This window comes from Ferrovibrio xuzhouensis (genome assembly GCF_042648965.1).
GTDB classification, from domain to species: Bacteria; Pseudomonadota; Alphaproteobacteria; order Ferrovibrionales; family Ferrovibrionaceae; genus Ferrovibrio; species Ferrovibrio xuzhouensis.
The window spans coordinates 1,631,508-1,646,705 of sequence record NZ_JBHRYJ010000001.1 but is presented as its reverse complement, the minus strand read 5'-3'; the positions used below and the strand labels follow the sequence as shown (position 1 = coordinate 1,646,705).

Here is a 15,198-nt window from a genome sequence, read left to right as displayed (position 1 = left end):
GCCTCTCTAAATGCGGCGATGTTTCCTGTGCGGTGATCCCATGACCTACTGCGTCGGCCTCTATCTCAACGACGGCATCGTGCTGCTGGCCGACAGCCGCACCAATGCCGGCGTCGACTCGATCGCCACCTTCGGCAAGCTGCATGTCTGGGAACAGCCCGGCGACCGCGCGCTGGCTTTGTGCACCGCCGGCAACCTGGCGCTCAGCCAGGCGGTGGTCACCCTGCTGCGCGACGGCTTTATCGGCGAAGACGGCAAGGGCCACGACCTGATGCAGGCGGCCACCATGTTCGAGGCCGCCGGCATTGTCGGTTCGGCGATCCGCGAGGTCGCGCGGCGCGACGGCGAGGGGCTGAAGCAGCAGGGCCTCGAGCCCAGCCTGTCGATGCTGCTCGGCGGCCAGATCGCCGGCCGGCCGCACGCGCTCTACATGCTCTACTACGCCGGCAACTTCATCCGCGCCACCGAGGACACGCCCTTCCTGCAGATCGGCGAGATCAAATACGGCAAGCCGATCCTCGACCGCGTGATCCAGCCCGACATGCCGCTGCTGCAGGCGGCGAAATGCGCGCTGGTGTCGATGGATTCGACCCTGCGCTCGAACATCTCGGTCGGCCTGCCGCTCGACCTCGTCATCCTGCGCCAGGGCGAGCAGCGCTTCACCCTGCGCAAGCGGCTGACCGAGGAAGACGCCTATTTCTCCTCGATCCGCGGCCTGTGGGGCGAGGGCCTGCGCAAGGTCTTCGGCACCATCCCGGATCCCGACTGGGGGCTCTGACCGGGCCATCAGGATGGGAGGGAACACAGAAAAAATGCCGGCGGGAAAAAACCGCGCGATCCTGCTGCTGATCGCAGCCGAGGTGCTGGCGCTGTCGCTGTGGTTCTCCGGCACCGCGGTGCTGCCCGGCCTGCGCGCCGCCTTTCATCTCGGCGACTTCGGCGTCACCGCGATGACCAGCGCGGTGCAGGTCGGCTTCATCCTCGGCACCCTGCTGTCGGCGGTCTTCGGCCTCGCCGACCGCCTCGATCCGCGCCGCTATTTCGCCATTGCCGCAGGGATTGCGGCCGCCGCCAATGCCGCGCTGCTGCTGCCGCTGCAGGATGCGATGCTGGCGCAGCCGCTCGCCATCGCTGCGCGACTGGTCACCGGCATCTGCATGGCCGGCATCTATCCGGTCGGCATGAAGCTGGCGGCAAGCTGGGCGCGCACCGATGCCCGGCCTGGATCCCGGGGCGATCTCGGCCTGCTGGTCGGCCTGCTGGTCGGTGCGCTGACGCTTGGCTCGGCGCTGCCACATCTGTTCATCGGCCTGTTCGGCGCGCTCGACTGGCAGCTGGTGATCGCCGCGACGTCCGGGGCCGCGCTGCTGGCGGCCTGGCTCGTCGCCCATGTGCAGCCGGGGCCGGGCCTGACGCGCACGCCGCGCTTCGAGGCCGCCGCCATGCTGCGGGCCTGGACCACGCCGGCGCTGCGGCTCGCCAACATCGGCTACCTCGGCCACATGTGGGAACTCTACGCGCTGTGGGCGTGGATCGCGGTGTTCCTGCAGACCAGTTTCGCCCTCAGCCTGCCGGCCGACACCGCGGCGCTCTGGGCGCGCTTCGCCGGCTTCGCGGTGATTGCCGCCGGCAGCCTCGGCAGTCTGGCCGCCGGTCTCTTCGCCGACCGCGTCGGCCGCACCGTGGTCACGTCGGTGGCGATGGCGGTCAGCGGCGGCTGCGCCGCGCTGTCGCCGGCTGTCTTCGGCGCATCGCCGATCTGGCTGCTGGCGCTCTGCCTCGTCTGGGGTATCGCGGTGGTCGCCGATTCCGCGCAGTTCTCGGCCAGCGTCGCCGAACTCTCCGACCGCCACCTGGTCGGCACCATGCTGACCGTGCAGGTCTGCGCCGGCTTCGCGCTGACGCTCATCACCATCCATCTGGTGCCGGTGCTGGCCGATCACCTCGGCTGGCGCTGGGCGCTGATGCCGCTGTGCCTCGGTCCGGCCATCGGCATTGCCGCCATGCTGCGCCTGCGCGGCCGGCCGGAAGCGGCCAGACTCGCCGGCGGCCGGCGCTGAGTCTTACAGGTGGCCGAGCGCCTCGGGCGGCACCGGCTGGAAGTCCTTGGCGCCCGGCGGCTGCCACAGCAGCTGCAGGCCGGCAGTATTCTTCTTCTGGAAATACCAGATCAGCAGCGGATACCAGCCGGCGCTGGCGGCCTTGACCTCGACCGGGTCGGTCAGGCGGTCGGCATGCACGTCGCCATCTTCGAGAATCTGCACGCCGCCGAGCAGCACGCGCACGCCGTCATTCGAGCTGACCGCGAACAGGGTGCTGCCGGCCGGCAGCTTCACCGCGCCCTCGATGCGCATGCCATAAAGATGCTTCATCCCGGAGTCCCACATCTCGCCGTCGCCAAAGGCATCGATGTTGGGGATCGGTTTGCCGGGCTCGCCCTTGTTGTCCTTGGCCCAGCGCAGCACCTCGTCGATCATGTTGAAGGTGACATTGCGGTAATAGAGCGGCATCAGGCCGGGCTGCACGCTCGTCGGCTGCGGGTTGAGCGGCTGCGGCGTCATCTGCATGGCGGCGGCCGGCAGGGCCGTGCCGCAGAGCAGCAGCAGGGCAAACAGCACTGCGGAAAGCAGGCCGGCCGGCAGCCGGCCGCGGCGGTTCTGTGTCATGCGTCAGGTCCCTGTTTTTATCTTTGGACCAGACTAGCAAGCCGGCGCCGCCGGTCACAAGGGCGGATCGGGCACAAGGATGGATCGGTGACGGCCGCGTGGCGGTTTGCCGCGCTTTGGTCCTCGGATCAGGGATGTCCGAAGGCGGCCGGCGGCACCGGGGCGCGGGCGGTGGCGCCGGGCGGCTGCCAGAACAGCTCCATGCTGGCGCCGCCGCGCTTCTGGAAATACCACAGCTGCAGCGGATACCAGCCGGCCTGGGCGACGGTGACGGTGACCGGCCCGGCGATGCGGTCGAGATGCACGTCGGCATCCTCCAGCACCTGCACGCCGCCGATCAGCAGGCGGAAGCCGTCATTGGAATTGGCGCTGAACGCCGTGCTGCCGGCCTCCAGCTTGATCAGGCCGTCGATGCGGACCCCGAAGAACCTGGTGCCATGCGATTCCCACAGGTCGCCCTTGCCGCCCTTGGCATTGATGTCGGGGATCGGCGCGCCGGGACTGCCCTTGCCGGGCTTGCCGAAGCGCACGACCTCCTGCACGGAATCGAACGGTGTGTTGCGGAAATAAACGATCGACAGGCCGGGCTGCACGGCAGCCGGCTGCGGACTGGCGAGCTGCGGATTGGCGGCCTGCGGCGTTTTCACCTGCGCCCGGGCGCCGGGCGACAGCGCCATGGGCGTTGCCAGTATGGCAAGGCCGCAGAGGACCACCGCGCGGAACCGTCCGAATGTCGTCATGATGATCCCCTGTTTCGGTGCCGCAGCCTAGCAGGCCGGCGGTTGCGGCGGCAGGGGAATTCAGCCGGCGTTGATCAGCCGGCGGAATCCAGCGTGATGATCACCGGCGCGTGGTCGGAGGCCTTTTCCAGGCCGCGCATCGCCTTGGCCACCCGGGCGCTTTTCAGGCTGTCCTGCAACTGCGGGCTGACCCAGACATGGTCGAGCCGGCGGCCCTTGTCGGCGGCCTCCCAGTCCGGCGAGCGATAGCTCCACCAGGAAAACAGCGTCTCGGCCGGCGGCACGAAGTGGCGCACCGCATCGACCCAGCCGCGCGCCGCCATCATCTTCAGCAGGCCCTCGGTCTCGATGGGCGTATGGCTGACCACGTCGAGCAGTTTCTTGTGCGACCAGACGTCGGTCTCCAGCGGCGCGATGTTGAGGTCGCCGACCAGGATCTCGCGGCCGGCCTTCTTCTTCAGCGCCGCCGACCATTTCGTCATCTCGGCCAGCACGTCGAGCTTGTGGGCGAACTTGTCGTTCTTCGTCACGTCCGGCACGTCGCCGCCGGCCGGCACATAGTAGTTGTGCAGCACGGTGCCGTCGGGCAGGGTGGCGGCGATATGGCGGCAGTCGTCGCGTCCGGCGAGGTTCAGCTTGCCGGCCAGCTGCAGCGGCAGGCGCGAGAAGATGGCGACGCCGTTGTAGCCGGGCTGGCCGCGGATCAGCCGCGTGGTGTAGCCATGCTGCTCGAACAGCTCGTGCGGGAACTGGTCGTCGCGCACCTTGGTTTCCTGCAGGCACAGGATGTCCGGGTCATGGGCGTCGAGGAACGCCTTCATCAGCGGCAGGCGGGCGCGCACCGAGTTGATGTTCCAGGTGGCGAGCGAGATCGGCTTGGCGGCGGTTTTCTTCGGCATGGCGCCGTTTTAGCGCAATCCGGCCGCCGGCACAAAGTCCGGACGCAAAAGCTGCGGCGATTTGCGGGTTCCGGTCCGGCCGCCGCCGGGGTACCCTGCCGGACCGCCCCACCGATGTTTTCGGCCATGCCGTTACCGACCATGCCGTAACCGATCAGGGAGAGACCATCATGCCGATGCATCTCGAAGGCTCCTGCCGCTGCGGCGCGGTGACATTCGCGCTCGACAGCCATACGCCGGTGCCCTACCAGCTCTGCTACTGCTCGATCTGCCGCAAGACCGCCGGCGGCGGCGGCTATGCGATCAATCTGGGCGGCATCTCCGCCAGCCTGACGCTGAAAGGCAAGCGCAGCATCGGCCTCTACCAGGCGGTGATCTGCGAGGACGACGGCAGCAACTGCGTCACCTCCAGCGGCCAGCGGCATTTCTGCAAAAAATGCGCAACCGCGCTGTGGCTTTACGACCCGAGCTGGCCGGAGCTGATCCATCCTTTTGCGTCGGCCATCGACACGCCGCTGCCGCCGGCGCCGTCGCGCGTGCATCTGATGCTGCGCTACAAGCCGGCCTGGGTGCGGCCGCAGCTCGGGCCGCGCGACGAGGTGTTCGACGAATACCCGGAGCTATCGCTGGCCGACTGGCACAAACGGCACGGCGCCTGGGTGGAGTAGCCTGGGTGGAGTAGCCTGGGTGGAGTAGCTCGGGTGGGCTAGTCGGCGGCTCCTGCCGGCGCCATCGCGTCGCCGGCGCGGATCGGGGTCAGCAGGGCGAGCAGCAGCGCGATGCCGCCGCAGACGGCGATGCCGGCCACCATCGGCGTTGCCGTGCCGTCGGCAAAGCGGCCGCTGACGCCGATCAGCACGGCGCCGAGGCCGAGCTGGAGCGTGCTCATCATCGAGGCCGCCGTGCCGGCTGCCGCGCCATAGGCGGTCAGCGCCAGCACCGAGGTCGCCGGCAGAATGATGCCGAGGCAGCCGTAGCCGAAGAACAGCAGCACCAGCAGCACCGGCAGGCTGTGCACCCCGGCGGCGGTCAGCGCGAACAGCGATCCCATGATGGCGGCATAGGCGATCACGGCAGGCCGCACGATGCGGTGCAGGCCGTAGCGGGCGCCGAGCCGGCTGGAGAACTGCGCGGCGATGAAGAAAGCGGCGGCATTCTCCGAGAAGACCAGCGAATAGAGCCGCGACGACAGGCCGTACTGGCCCATCATCACGAAGGAGGAATTGGCCAGGAAGATGAAAAAGCCGGCCATGCCGAAGGCGCTGATGAAGGTCAGGCCGAGGAAATGCCGGTCGGTCAGCAGCCGGCCGCAGGCGGCGAACAATGCCGCCACGCTGCTGTCGGCGCGCTGTTCGCGCGGCCGCGTCTCGGGCACCAGCAGCATGACCATGACGAGGCCGAGCAGGGCGGCGACCAGCACCGCCCAGAAGATGTAGCGCCAGCCGGCCGCCTCGATCACCAGGCTGCCGGTGATCGGCGCCAGCAGCGGCGAGACCGAGAAGACCAGCATCAGCAGAGCGAGCAGGCGGGCCTCGTCGAGGCCGCTGTGCAGGTCGCGCACCACGGCGCGCGCGATCACCATGCCGGCGGCGCCGCCGACGCCCTGCAGGGCGCGGAAGCCGATCAGCACATGGATGTTGGGCGCCAGCGCGCAGCCGAGGCTGGCGAGCACGAAGACGACGAGGCCGAAATACAGCGGCGGCTTGCGGCCGACCATGTCGCTGACCGGGCCATAGACCAGCTGGCCGCCGGCGAAGGTGATGAAGAACGCCGTCAGGCTCATCAGCACCGCATCGGGATCGGCCGCCAGGCTGGCGCCGATCGACGGCAGCGCCGGCAGATACATGTCGATGGCGAACGGGCCGATGGCGGTGAGCAGGCCGAGGATCAGCGCATTGCGCAGGAACGCCGGCCGCGGCGAAGCGGAAGTGGACATGGGTCTCGTGATCTGCTGGGGCCGCAAGGTGCAGCCATGGAAGCGATGTCCGCCTATCTATGGCCGTTGCGCCATCAAGGCAAGACAAAGCCGCCGTTGCGGAAACCGCCGCCGCAGTCAGGCGCGCTTCAGTGGTATTTCTGCACCAGCTTTGTCATGTCCATATGCGTGATGCCGTCTGTCGCATAACTGAAACCCGCTTCCGGCTTGGCCAGGTCGGCGAGCAGGCGTCGGGTGAAGCCATAGGTCGCCAGCATCAGGCTGCCGCCCAGCGTCAGCCGGCGCAGGCCGGCGCGACGCAGGTTCTCCAGCGGCGGCATCGGCTGGCCGGTCGAGACCATGACGTTGAGCGGCGCCGGCGCGATGGCGGCGGCCATGCGGGCGATGGCGTCTTCCGCGAACAGCCCCGGCACGAAGACTGATTGCGCCCCGGCCGCGTGATAGGCCTTCGCGCGTTTCGCCGCCTCGGCAAAGGCCGCCTCCGGGCCGCCCATGTTGAACAGCACCGGATCGGTCCGCGCGTTGAGCACGAAGTCCGGCAGGCCGGCCGCTTTGGCCGCCGCGACGCCGGCCCTGATGCGGGCGACGCTCAGGTCGAAGTCGAACAGCTTGCGGGTTTCCGGATCGGTATCCTCGATATTGGCGCCGACCATGCCGGACCGGATGGCGCGCGTCACCGCGGCGGCGACATGGTCCGGCGTCGGGCCATAGCCGGATTCAAGGTCGCCGGTCACCGGCAGCGGCACGCGGCGCGCGATCTCGGCCACCATGGCGAACATGCGCTCGACGCCGATCTTCTCGCCATCGGGCAGGCCGCCGGCAAAGGCGATGCCCGACGAGGTGGTGGCGATGGCGGGAAAGCCGGCCTCGGCGATCAGGCCGGCACTCGGCACATCCCAGGCATTGGGCAGGATGAAACAGCCGTCCTTGTGCAGGGCGGCAAAGCGGGCGGCCTTCTCGGCCTGCGACGGATGCTGTGCGGTCATGTGGCCCTCGTGATGATCGTGCAAGGCAAAGACGGATGGCGGCGGTCGTCTGTGACAGAGACAGATGTGACAGGCGCACACTAGCGGTGGCGGTTGCGGCGATGCTTCGGCGCTGGCCGAAGCATCATCACTTCGCCTCGCGCTGCGCCGGATCGTAATAGAAGCGTTCGGTCCTGATCCGGTTGCCGCTCCAGGTCTGCTGCGCCAGCTCCTCGATGCGGCGCTGCTTGCCGTCGGGCAGGTCGAATTCGAAGATCCAGTGAATCACCACGGTGTCGCCCTCGACCAGCACCGGCCGCACACAGCGGCTGCGCACGGCGGCGACACGCTTGAGCACGGCGGCCTCGTGGTCCATCAGCAGCTGGCGGCCGCGGCGCGGCTCGGCCAGGTTTTCCTGCATGGTGGCATCCTCGGTATAGAAATCGCGGATGGCGCCGACATGGTCGTTGGATTCGACGGCGGCGATGAAGGCTTCCAGTGTGGCGCGGTCGGGCATCGGGCTGGGTTTCCTCGGTTTTACTTCGGCTTATCTGGCAGCTTTGCGGCATTTTGCCGCCGGCTCTGGCCTTTGCCCAGTCTGTGCACAAGCTTTAGGCATAGACAAGCGCGGCCGTTGCGGCATGTCCTGACGACAGGACGCCTGATGACAGGGCAGACCGGCCGCGCAGGAGACTTGTCATGATCACCCGCACGGACCGTATTTTCGCCATCGTGATGACGCTCGCCATGGTCGGCGCGCTGCTGGTCGCCGCCGGCATGGCGCTGGATTTCTGGCAGGGCATGCCGTTCGGCCTCGACGATGCCGCCACCGTGCCGATGACGCTCGGCATCCTGTTCAGCCTCGCCGTCGGCGGGGCCGTGGTCGGCGTCTATCTCTACGGCCGCCGCAAGGAAATCGACGCCGAAAATTGAGAGCTAATCGAAGATCACTTTAATGCTGCTGCGGCATTTCGATTTCTAAACGCTTGAGCAACTCCTGCGCTTTTTCGACTCGCTGAGTTGTGCTCTTGAGCGGTTTGCGAGCAGTTGTCTCATCAATATATTTATCTGGATAACCATTCCGGCTTAAGAAAACCATGGTAGCCGCAAGTTCCAGAATTACGTCAGAGTAGCCTTCTATAATTTTCAGCTTTTCTTTCGCCGTCGCTGCGGGAAGTTTGCCAATCATATCCGGAGCAGGAGCATCCGAATAAAAAGTCGTGAACAAGAAACCGCTTTGAGTGACTTGGGATTCCGCGCGCATCGCGCAGTATTCTGGCGACCTCAGTGTCATCAGTAATAATATTCATACTCCAATCTTCATGAAGTTCAGGTTTCCGGCCAACTTCCTTGCGTTTGTAGACAGCCTTAACGGCTCCTTCAAATGTGTGACTGAAGGGGCCATGGCCAATATCATGAAGTAAGGCTGCGATTTTCACGACAAATGCCCTGTCGGGATCGTGGCGGTCCTTCCATTTGCTTTCAATTATGCGAATTAATCGACGCGCCGTATGGAAGACTCCAATCGAGTGCGAAAGCCTCGAATGAGTGGCGCCTGGATATACTAGATCTGAAAAGCCAAGTTGTTTGACACGACGAAGTCGCTGAAATTCTGGAGTGTTAATTAACCTCCAAGCCAAATTGTCAGCATCATCCGTGTGGTCAAAAACTATCAACCCATGTAGCGGGTCTCTGACCCGTTGCGACTTCTCGGTAAATCCGCCCCCCAAACCCGCATACTAATAGTAGCAATATACGGGGCCTTGTAAATTTAAAACAAGTTGAACGTGCTGCCGGTGATGCCGAGCGGCAGGCGGCCGGCCTCGAACAGGCGGAATTTCACCGCGAAGGGATGGTCGGCCTCTCCGTCGGCGGCCAGCACCAGCGCCGCCTGATAGGCCGCCTGGGCCGCGGCATCGGCCGCCGCCTTGACCAGCACCGCGTTGCTGATGCCCTGGCGCGCGGCCGCGGCAGTGGCCCGCACCTGCGCGTTTTCCTTGGCCATGGCCGAGACATGGGTCAGCGCCACCATCAGGTCGTGTTCGGGGTTGAGCGCCAGCGCCTCGTCGAGCAGCGCCTTGCGCATCTGCTCTTCCGCCTGCCACCAGTCCTCGCCCCAGTCGGGCGTCTCGGCCGCGACGGCTGCGGCGGCGCGCCAGTCCTCGACGCGGCCGACCTGCACATCGGGAAAGCCGAGGCCGGCGACATAGTCTGCTGCATCAGCGTGTTCGGCGGGCGCGAGCGGGCGGCCGACGGCGGCGAACCAGTCGATCCGGCCGGCCAGCTTCGCCAGCCGGGCGACGGCGCGCAGGCCGTCGAGGTCGCCGCTCATCGCCGCGTCGTCGTCATCGTCGCCATCGCTGTCATTGGCGTCGCTGTCATCGGCATCCAGCTCGAAGCCGAGATCGTCGTCCTCGTCTTCGATGTCATTGGCGACCTCGACGATCTTGGTGATTTTCGGCATCAGCGGTTGCCCCGGCTTTCGCGCCACAGGCCGAGCACCTTCTGCACCGGCCGGTCAGAGAAGCTGAACACTACGGCATCGCCGTCCGGCGCGACATGGCGATAGGGCACCCAGCTCGGGATCACGAAGGTATCGCGCTTGCCCCAGTCGAACCTTTGCGCCGCATCACCTTCACCGACCATGGTATGGCCAGTGCCCTCGACCACGCTGAACACGGTGGCATCCGACGAGCGATAGGTCGCGCCGTCAAAGCCCTTGGGCAGCAGCTGCATGAAGGTGCCGATGGTCGGCATGGCGCTCTGGCCGGTCGCCGGATTGACGTATTGCAGCTTCAGCCCGTGGCAGGCATCCCACTGTTCGGCCCGGCGCATGGTCTCCAGCGCCTCGCGGGTGCGGCGATAGGGATAGTTGAACACCGGCGAGGTCGGCGTCGTCACCTCGTGGTCGACCGGCAGCAGGCCGGCGCCATAGCGCGCGAGGCTGTCGCCGGTCGGCTTGGACAGCGGCTGGCTGTCTTCGGGGAATTTTTCCGAGAAGGAACAGTCGAGCGCCTGCACCAGCGGGATGTCGAGGCCGTCCATCCACACCATCGGCCGGTCGCTGTCGTTGCCATGGTCGTGCCAGGTCCAGGAGGGCGTGATGATGAAGTCGCCTTCCTCCATGATGGTCTTCTCGCCGTCGACGGCAGTAAACGCGCCGCTGCCCTCGACGACGAAGCGCAGCGCCGACTGGGTATGGCGATGCGACGGCGCCACTTCGCCCGGCAGGATCAGCTGCAGGCCGGCATAGAGTGAGGTCGTGATCCGCGACTGGCCGGGCATGCCGGGATTTTCCAGGATCAGTACCCGGCGCTCGGCTTCTTTCGCGGTGATCAGCCGGCCGGCCTCCATGATCTCGTCGCGGATGTCGGCGTAGTGCCACAGCGCCGGCTGGCAGGCGCTTTTCGGCTGTGGGATCACCAGGCCGTGCAGCACCTCCCACAGCGGTGCCAGCTTGTGCTGGCCGATCCTGTCGTAATAGGCCTTGCGCTGCTGCATCACGCCAGAGTCTGTCTGGGTGCGATCGATACTGGGGTGCTGGGTCATGGCGTTGTCCTCTTCCCGCCCGGCTTGCCCTGGTCCGGCTTGCCCTGGTCCGGCTTGTCTGGGGCGGGTCCTCATTGCGGCCGATACTAGGGCGCGGCGCGGGGGAACGTCAAATTGTTCGTGTGACAAACAATCAGGACATTTGCCGATTTCCCCGGGATCGGGTAGGTAAGGGTGCAGCAGGGCAGAAAAAACGCCCGGTCGGGGGGAGGACCGGGCGTTACGCGCAAAAGAAACGGTTGCGCCATTGAGGGGGCCGAAAGGGGGGATTTCCGGTCCCGCGCAGCGACCGAACGTGTCGCTGCGTCTGTAACGATATGGGTGGATCAGACAGGGTTGCCAAGTGGGTGAAGGGAACATTTCCGTGAGAAACCGCGTCGCGGGCGAGGTCGCCGATGCCAGTCTTGTCGATGCCAGTCCTGCCGGGGCCGTTGCTTCCGGCCGCCGCGACGATCTCGGCGTGCTGCCGGGCCTCGTCGGCTACAATCTGCGCCGCACCCAGGAAGCGGTGTTCGGCGCCTTCATGGAGATGGTGACCGGCAAGCTCGACTCCGCCGGGCTGACCCCGGGCCAGTTCGGCGTGCTGGCCATTGTGGTTGCCAATCCCGGGCTGAAGCAGATCGAGCTGGGCACCGCGCTCGGCGTCGACCGCTCCACCATCGTCGCCGCCGTCGACAAGCTGGAAAACCGCGGCCTGGTCGAACGCCGGCCGGTGCCGCATGACCGCCGCGCCCATGCGCTGACGCTCACCGCCGAAGGCCAGCGGGTCTATCGCCGGGCGCTGACCCTGGTCGACCGCCACGAGGCGAAGATCGCCGGCGGGCTCACTCCGGCCGAGCGCAGCCAGCTGCTCGACCTGCTCGGCCGGGTCCAGCGCGCCGCCCAGCAGCGTCCGTAAACACCCTGTTTCACCATTATGCCTTCCGGGCCGGCCGCAGTCCGCCGAGCCAGCCGAGCACCAGGTCCGCCATCTCGCCATCGTCCAGCCCCTGGGCATCCAGCGACGCCCAGCAGGCGAACTGCACGGCATGGCCGAGCGTCGCCCGCGCCGCCGGCCCGGCCGCCCCGGCACTGACGGGTCCGGCGGCGAGCCGCGCGGCATAATCGGCGAGAGAGGCGGCCGCTTCGGCCAGCGGCCCCTGCAGGGCCGGCACCGCCTCGGCATCGCGCAGGCTCGCCGCCCACATCCGCCGGGTGCCGCGATAGTAGGTGTAGAGCGCGGTCAGTGCGGTCAGCAGCTTTTCGGCAGGATCGGCGATGTCCTGCCAGCGCGCCGGGTCGGGCAGCGGATGCCGGTCCAGCCAGTGGGCGGTGCAGGCCGCGAACAGCGCCGCCTCGTCGGCGAAATGCCGGTAGACGGTCAGCCTCTGCACCCCGGCACGGTCGGCCACGGCACTGATGGTGGTCTGCGCGGGCCCCAGCTCTTCATGCAAGGCGGCAGCGGCGGCGACAATGCGCGCATGGGTCTCGTCGCGGTTTTCCGCGCGTTTCTTCAGGGTATAACTGCGTTTCGCCATTTCGATGAGCATAGGTGTTTCATGATTATCGGACAAGCTGGCCGCATGGGGGCTCGCCATATATCAAAGAACGGAGCGGTTACTGAAATTGGCGGAGCGGCAGGCCGTCAGGTGGCGGCGGCGGTCTCGCCGGCCTCGACCAGGCGATAGCCGAGCCGCGGTTCGGTCAGCACGAATTCCGGCGCGTCCGGATCTTTCTCCAGCTTGCAGCGCACCTTGCGCGCCAGCACGCGCAGGGCCTGGCGCTGCTCCTGGCTGTCGGCACCCCAGAGATCGAGCACCAGGGTATGGGTGCCGACCGGCTGGCCGGCCTTCTGCGCCAGCATGCGCACGAAGCGCGCCTCCATGGGCGACAGCCGCACCGGCCGTTCGCCGCGCCGGGTCTCGCCGGTGACAGAATCGATCTCGAAGGGGCCGATCCGTACAGGGCCGGCGGCGGCCGCGCCGTGGCGGCGCAGCGCCGCACGCACCCGGGCCAGCAGTTCGCCGGGGTCGAAGGGCTTGGTGACGTAATCATCCGCCCCGAGATCAAGGGCCTGGATCTTGGCGTCGGTCTCGTCGAGGCCGGACAGGATGATGACGGGGATCTGCGAGTCCCGGCGCAGGGTTGCCAGCACCTCGAAGCCGCCGATGCCGGGCAGGCCGAGATCGAGCAGGACCAGAGTCGCTGCGCCGGCCTGTGCCAGGCCTTCTTCGCCGCTCGCCGCCTGCAGCACGGTGTAACTTGCAGCGGTCAGCGCCGCCTGCAAGGCAGCCCGGACCGGCTTGGAATCTTCAACAATCAGGATGGACACGATGTCACTGCTCATGGTCCCTGCCCCGGAGTTTCTTTAATTCCTAGCATGCCCGCGCGGATGTCGTATTGATCCGGATCATGCGATTTCCCGGATCATTTTGCAGCCGATCCGCGCTATTCAACCAGTAACATAATCAATAGATAACTTGTTTTGCGACTGAAGGTAAGGCGTAGCTTCAGCCAGCCAATTCTCACCCTACGGGCGCCCCGCTGGTGGGAAAGACTGGATACCGAAGCCCTGCCAATAAGGCCCACAACGAATGTCCGTCGCAACCGGCACCGCTCCACGCTTTTGCATAACCCTGCGCATCCGCATTGTCGCCGCGCTGATTGCCCTCGCCGTGCCGCCGCCGGTGGCGCGCGATGCTTGAGATCGAGACGAGCGCGCAGACGATCGACGCGCATTTCCGCTGAGCCATCATGCCAACAGCCCTAGCCAGAAGCATTGCTGCCGCCGGCCGGACCCGGTTCCGGCGGATACTGGTTGTCGTGCATCCCGACGATGCCAGCCCCTTCGGACCGGCACAGACCGACTGCATCGAGGGTTTTTCCGGCCGTTGCGTCGTGCTGCTGCTGGAGAGCCGCCGCGGCATGATCCAGCGGGCCCTGCGGCAGCCGCTGGCCCATCTGGTCGAGCGCGGACAGCGGGTGCTGACCATCCCGGACGGTGCCTTCGGCAACCAGCGCGGCCTGTACCTGCCGGTGGATGTGGCAATGACGGTCATCCGGGCGACCGGCCTGCAGCCGGACCATGACAGTATCACCCTGACCGGCTGCCGCGGCGGCGACCGGCCGGGCAGCGTGCATCAGCTTGCCGAGGCCTTTGCCGCCCTGCATTGCAAGGTGCGGATCGAACCGGCGCTGCCGGAAGACTGAGGCTTTCGGAAAAGCAGGGCGCCGAAAGTCAGAAGGCCGGCAGGCCGGCGCCGATATCGATGAAGCGCATGGTCACGCTGTGCATGGCGATGATGCAGTCTTTCGCATCCCAGATCAGCGGCGGCAGACGGCTGACCACGCCAAGGATCTGCACCGGTTCGCCATCGCGGTCGGCCAGCAGGGGGACGCCAAAAACCTCCACGACGCCATGACGGCCTGACTGCCAGTCGCAGGCGACATGCTGCACCACCGCGCAGGGCTGCATGGCGATGCGCCACAGCAGATCGCCGCGGCGCTGCCGGCGTTCCGCCGGTACCATGCGGATATAGCTGCGCCCGGTCAGGCGTTCGCCGAAGTGATGCTCGATCTCGGTGCCGGCGAGACGGAAGAGGGCATTGTCCGGTGCCTTCACGTCGACCACCGCCAGTCGCGGCATCAGCCGGCTGATCGACACCAGATCCATGTCGGCGCGGCGCGGCAGCAGGCGGTCGCCGCGCCAGCCCTGCCAGGCCTCGAATAGCTTGCGGCTGTCGGCGGACAGCATGTCGTTCGCCGGTGCCGTGCCCGGCGCGCCGCGTCCGGGCGCAGGCGTCGGTGCCGGCAGGATCGGAACGATCTTGCCGGTTTCGCCGTGCAGCAGGGACTGGATGATCCTGTTCATGACCTTTATTGCACCTGGCCGGCCGGCTGGCCGATCGCGGCAATCGCCGGCGGCAGGCCGGCACCGATATCAATGTACAGCAGGCCGTCGCCTTCCGCATAGGAGGACGGATCGGCATCGCCGTTGCTGTCGCCGCGCGCCAGCGGCGAGACGCAGGCCAGCACCAGGGCCGGCGCCTCGGGTTCGTCGCCGAGCAGCGGCGCCGAGACCACCTCGACCGGCATCATGCCGCCGGTATCGAACTGCACCCAGTAATAGATCACTGCGGCGCAGGGCTGTGCCACCTCGGTCAGCAGCAGGTCGGCGCGGCGCTGGCGGTTTTCCGGTGCGGTGAGGTCGAGATAGTTGGTGCCGGCGAGCTCGCCGCCCAGCCGTTCGCGCAGCCAGTTGCCGGCGAAGCGGATCGGCATGTCGTCGCGGCCGCGGATTTCCAGCAGCACGCAATGCGGCAGCAGGTCGCCCAGCGCATCGGTATCGAGCCGGCTGCGGCGCGGCAGCAGGCTGCCTGCGCGCCAGCCGTCCCACAGCGTGAGGAAACGGCGGCTCGGCGACGTCAGCGGACCGGGCAGGGTATCCAGTAGGGTCATGGATCG

General features: G+C 66.9%; 19 protein-coding genes and 1 pseudogene. 6 read left to right on the top strand and 14 right to left on the bottom strand.

Annotation, left to right across the window (positions count from 1 at the left end; translation table 11 throughout):
• The first annotated feature begins 40 nt into the window (after positions 1–40).
• A complete protein-coding gene (locus tag ACFOOQ_RS08130) occupies positions 41–778 on the top strand; it encodes a peptidase (protein ID WP_379724213.1) in 738 nt (245 codons plus the stop codon).
• Between the two features lie 34 nt (positions 779–812).
• A complete protein-coding gene (locus ACFOOQ_RS08125) occupies positions 813–2,060 on the top strand; it encodes an MFS transporter (RefSeq protein ID WP_379724211.1) in 1,248 nt (415 codons plus the stop codon).
• A 3-nt stretch (positions 2,061–2,063) separates the two neighbouring features.
• On the opposite strand, the gene ACFOOQ_RS08120 is transcribed toward ACFOOQ_RS08125, so the two are convergent.
• The 3 genes from ACFOOQ_RS08120 to xth all read right to left on the bottom strand — a co-directional run bounded on the left by ACFOOQ_RS08120 (position 2,064) and on the right by xth (position 4,305).
• Entirely contained in the window at positions 2,064–2,666 is a 603-nt protein-coding gene (locus ACFOOQ_RS08120) for a PA14 domain-containing protein (RefSeq protein WP_379724208.1), read from the bottom strand.
• Between the two features lie 128 nt (positions 2,667–2,794).
• Positions 2,795–3,406 carry a PA14 domain-containing protein gene (locus tag ACFOOQ_RS08115; protein WP_379724205.1) on the bottom strand — a complete coding sequence of 204 codons (612 nt, stop codon included), beginning with the start codon at positions 3,404–3,406 and terminating at the stop codon, positions 2,795–2,797.
• Between the two features lie 74 nt (positions 3,407–3,480).
• Complete coding sequence (xth, locus tag ACFOOQ_RS08110; protein ID WP_379724202.1) at positions 3,481–4,305, bottom strand: exodeoxyribonuclease III; 825 nt, start codon at positions 4,303–4,305, stop codon at positions 3,481–3,483.
• Between the two features lie 170 nt (positions 4,306–4,475).
• Here xth and ACFOOQ_RS08105 point away from each other — a divergent pair, with 170 nt between their 5' ends.
• On the top strand, positions 4,476–4,973 hold the full coding sequence (locus tag ACFOOQ_RS08105) for a GFA family protein (RefSeq protein WP_379724199.1): 498 nt from the start codon (positions 4,476–4,478) through the stop codon (positions 4,971–4,973).
• 38 nt (positions 4,974–5,011) lie between these two features.
• Here ACFOOQ_RS08105 and ACFOOQ_RS08100 read toward each other — a convergent pair whose 3' ends face one another.
• The 3 genes from ACFOOQ_RS08100 to ACFOOQ_RS08090 form a co-directional block, all read right to left on the bottom strand.
• On the bottom strand, positions 5,012–6,241 hold the full coding sequence (locus tag ACFOOQ_RS08100) for a multidrug effflux MFS transporter (RefSeq protein WP_379724196.1): 1,230 nt from the start codon (positions 6,239–6,241) through the stop codon (positions 5,012–5,014).
• A gap of 128 nt (positions 6,242–6,369) precedes the next feature.
• A complete protein-coding gene (locus tag ACFOOQ_RS08095) occupies positions 6,370–7,227 on the bottom strand; it encodes an isocitrate lyase/PEP mutase family protein (RefSeq protein WP_379724193.1) in 858 nt (285 codons plus the stop codon).
• A gap of 127 nt (positions 7,228–7,354) precedes the next feature.
• Positions 7,355–7,723 (bottom strand): nuclear transport factor 2 family protein, encoded by a 369-nt coding sequence (locus tag ACFOOQ_RS08090; RefSeq protein ID WP_379724190.1) that lies wholly within the window; start codon positions 7,721–7,723, stop codon positions 7,355–7,357.
• A 182-nt stretch (positions 7,724–7,905) separates the two neighbouring features.
• Between ACFOOQ_RS08090 and ACFOOQ_RS08085 the strand changes: the two genes are divergently transcribed.
• Positions 7,906–8,139: a hypothetical protein gene (locus ACFOOQ_RS08085; RefSeq protein WP_379724187.1), complete on the top strand. Its 234-nt coding sequence runs from the start codon at positions 7,906–7,908 to the stop codon at positions 8,137–8,139.
• 19 nt (positions 8,140–8,158) lie between these two features.
• On the opposite strand, the gene ACFOOQ_RS08080 is transcribed toward ACFOOQ_RS08085, so the two are convergent.
• The 4 genes and pseudogenes from ACFOOQ_RS08080 to gtdA all read right to left on the bottom strand — a co-directional run bounded on the left by ACFOOQ_RS08080 (position 8,159) and on the right by gtdA (position 10,755).
• Positions 8,159–8,470, bottom strand: coding sequence for a hypothetical protein (locus ACFOOQ_RS08080; protein ID WP_379725404.1), 312 nt, complete (start codon positions 8,468–8,470; stop codon positions 8,159–8,161).
• Between the two features lie 34 nt (positions 8,471–8,504).
• Positions 8,505–8,846 (bottom strand): annotated as a pseudogene (locus tag ACFOOQ_RS08075) (HD domain-containing protein); the annotation flags it as partial.
• A gap of 131 nt (positions 8,847–8,977) precedes the next feature.
• Complete coding sequence (locus ACFOOQ_RS08070) at positions 8,978–9,670, bottom strand: hypothetical protein (RefSeq protein ID WP_379724184.1); 693 nt, start codon at positions 9,668–9,670, stop codon at positions 8,978–8,980.
• Positions 9,670–10,755 carry a gentisate 1,2-dioxygenase gene (gene gtdA, locus ACFOOQ_RS08065; RefSeq protein ID WP_379724181.1) on the bottom strand — a complete coding sequence of 362 codons (1,086 nt, stop codon included), beginning with the start codon at positions 10,753–10,755 and terminating at the stop codon, positions 9,670–9,672. The genes ACFOOQ_RS08070 and gtdA overlap by 1 nt, the downstream gene beginning before the upstream one ends.
• 364 nt (positions 10,756–11,119) lie before the next feature.
• Here gtdA and ACFOOQ_RS08060 point away from each other — a divergent pair, with 364 nt between their 5' ends.
• Complete coding sequence (locus tag ACFOOQ_RS08060) at positions 11,120–11,653, top strand: MarR family winged helix-turn-helix transcriptional regulator (protein ID WP_379724178.1); 534 nt, start codon at positions 11,120–11,122, stop codon at positions 11,651–11,653.
• Positions 11,654–11,669: 16 nt separating this feature from the next.
• Here ACFOOQ_RS08060 and ACFOOQ_RS08055 read toward each other — a convergent pair whose 3' ends face one another.
• Positions 11,670–12,284 (bottom strand): TetR/AcrR family transcriptional regulator, encoded by a 615-nt coding sequence (locus tag ACFOOQ_RS08055; protein ID WP_379724175.1) that lies wholly within the window; start codon positions 12,282–12,284, stop codon positions 11,670–11,672.
• Positions 12,285–12,379: 95 nt separating this feature from the next.
• A complete protein-coding gene (locus ACFOOQ_RS08050) occupies positions 12,380–13,081 on the bottom strand; it encodes a response regulator transcription factor (RefSeq protein ID WP_379724173.1) in 702 nt (233 codons plus the stop codon).
• Between the two features lie 476 nt (positions 13,082–13,557).
• On the opposite strand from ACFOOQ_RS08050, the gene ACFOOQ_RS08045 reads away from it, so the two are divergent.
• Positions 13,558–13,944 carry a hypothetical protein gene (locus ACFOOQ_RS08045; protein WP_379724170.1) on the top strand — a complete coding sequence of 129 codons (387 nt, stop codon included), beginning with the start codon at positions 13,558–13,560 and terminating at the stop codon, positions 13,942–13,944.
• A gap of 28 nt (positions 13,945–13,972) precedes the next feature.
• Here the strand turns inward: ACFOOQ_RS08045 and ACFOOQ_RS08040 are convergent, their stop codons facing one another.
• Complete coding sequence (locus ACFOOQ_RS08040) at positions 13,973–14,605, bottom strand: PAS domain-containing protein (protein WP_379724167.1); 633 nt, start codon at positions 14,603–14,605, stop codon at positions 13,973–13,975.
• Between the two features lie 5 nt (positions 14,606–14,610).
• Complete coding sequence (locus ACFOOQ_RS08035; protein WP_379724164.1) at positions 14,611–15,192, bottom strand: PAS domain-containing protein; 582 nt, start codon at positions 15,190–15,192, stop codon at positions 14,611–14,613.
• Positions 15,193–15,198: the final 6 nt, after the last annotated feature.

Coding starts and splice junctions, on each gene's coding strand:
- ACFOOQ_RS08130 (WP_379724213.1), top strand. CDS start 41: ATGACCTACTGCGTCGGCCTCTATCTCAACGACGGCATCGTGCTGCTG.
- ACFOOQ_RS08125 (WP_379724211.1), top strand. CDS start 813: ATGCCGGCGGGAAAAAACCGCGCGATCCTGCTGCTGATCGCAGCCGAG.
- ACFOOQ_RS08120 (WP_379724208.1), bottom strand. CDS start 2,666: ATGACACAGAACCGCCGCGGCCGGCTGCCGGCCGGCCTGCTTTCCGCA.
- ACFOOQ_RS08115 (WP_379724205.1), bottom strand. CDS start 3,406: ATGACGACATTCGGACGGTTCCGCGCGGTGGTCCTCTGCGGCCTTGCC.
- xth (WP_379724202.1), bottom strand. CDS start 4,305: ATGCCGAAGAAAACCGCCGCCAAGCCGATCTCGCTCGCCACCTGGAAC.
- ACFOOQ_RS08105 (WP_379724199.1), top strand. CDS start 4,476: ATGCCGATGCATCTCGAAGGCTCCTGCCGCTGCGGCGCGGTGACATTC.
- ACFOOQ_RS08100 (WP_379724196.1), bottom strand. CDS start 6,241: ATGTCCACTTCCGCTTCGCCGCGGCCGGCGTTCCTGCGCAATGCGCTG.
- ACFOOQ_RS08095 (WP_379724193.1), bottom strand. CDS start 7,227: ATGACCGCACAGCATCCGTCGCAGGCCGAGAAGGCCGCCCGCTTTGCC.
- ACFOOQ_RS08090 (WP_379724190.1), bottom strand. CDS start 7,723: ATGCCCGACCGCGCCACACTGGAAGCCTTCATCGCCGCCGTCGAATCC.
- ACFOOQ_RS08085 (WP_379724187.1), top strand. CDS start 7,906: ATGATCACCCGCACGGACCGTATTTTCGCCATCGTGATGACGCTCGCC.
- ACFOOQ_RS08080 (WP_379725404.1), bottom strand. CDS start 8,470: ATGCGCGCGGAATCCCAAGTCACTCAAAGCGGTTTCTTGTTCACGACT.
- ACFOOQ_RS08070 (WP_379724184.1), bottom strand. CDS start 9,670: ATGCCGAAAATCACCAAGATCGTCGAGGTCGCCAATGACATCGAAGAC.
- gtdA (WP_379724181.1), bottom strand. CDS start 10,755: ATGACCCAGCACCCCAGTATCGATCGCACCCAGACAGACTCTGGCGTG.
- ACFOOQ_RS08055 (WP_379724175.1), bottom strand. CDS start 12,284: ATGCTCATCGAAATGGCGAAACGCAGTTATACCCTGAAGAAACGCGCG.
- ACFOOQ_RS08050 (WP_379724173.1), bottom strand. CDS start 13,081: ATGAGCAGTGACATCGTGTCCATCCTGATTGTTGAAGATTCCAAGCCG.
- ACFOOQ_RS08040 (WP_379724167.1), bottom strand. CDS start 14,605: ATGAACAGGATCATCCAGTCCCTGCTGCACGGCGAAACCGGCAAGATC.
- ACFOOQ_RS08035 (WP_379724164.1), bottom strand. CDS start 15,192: ATGACCCTACTGGATACCCTGCCCGGTCCGCTGACGTCGCCGAGCCGC.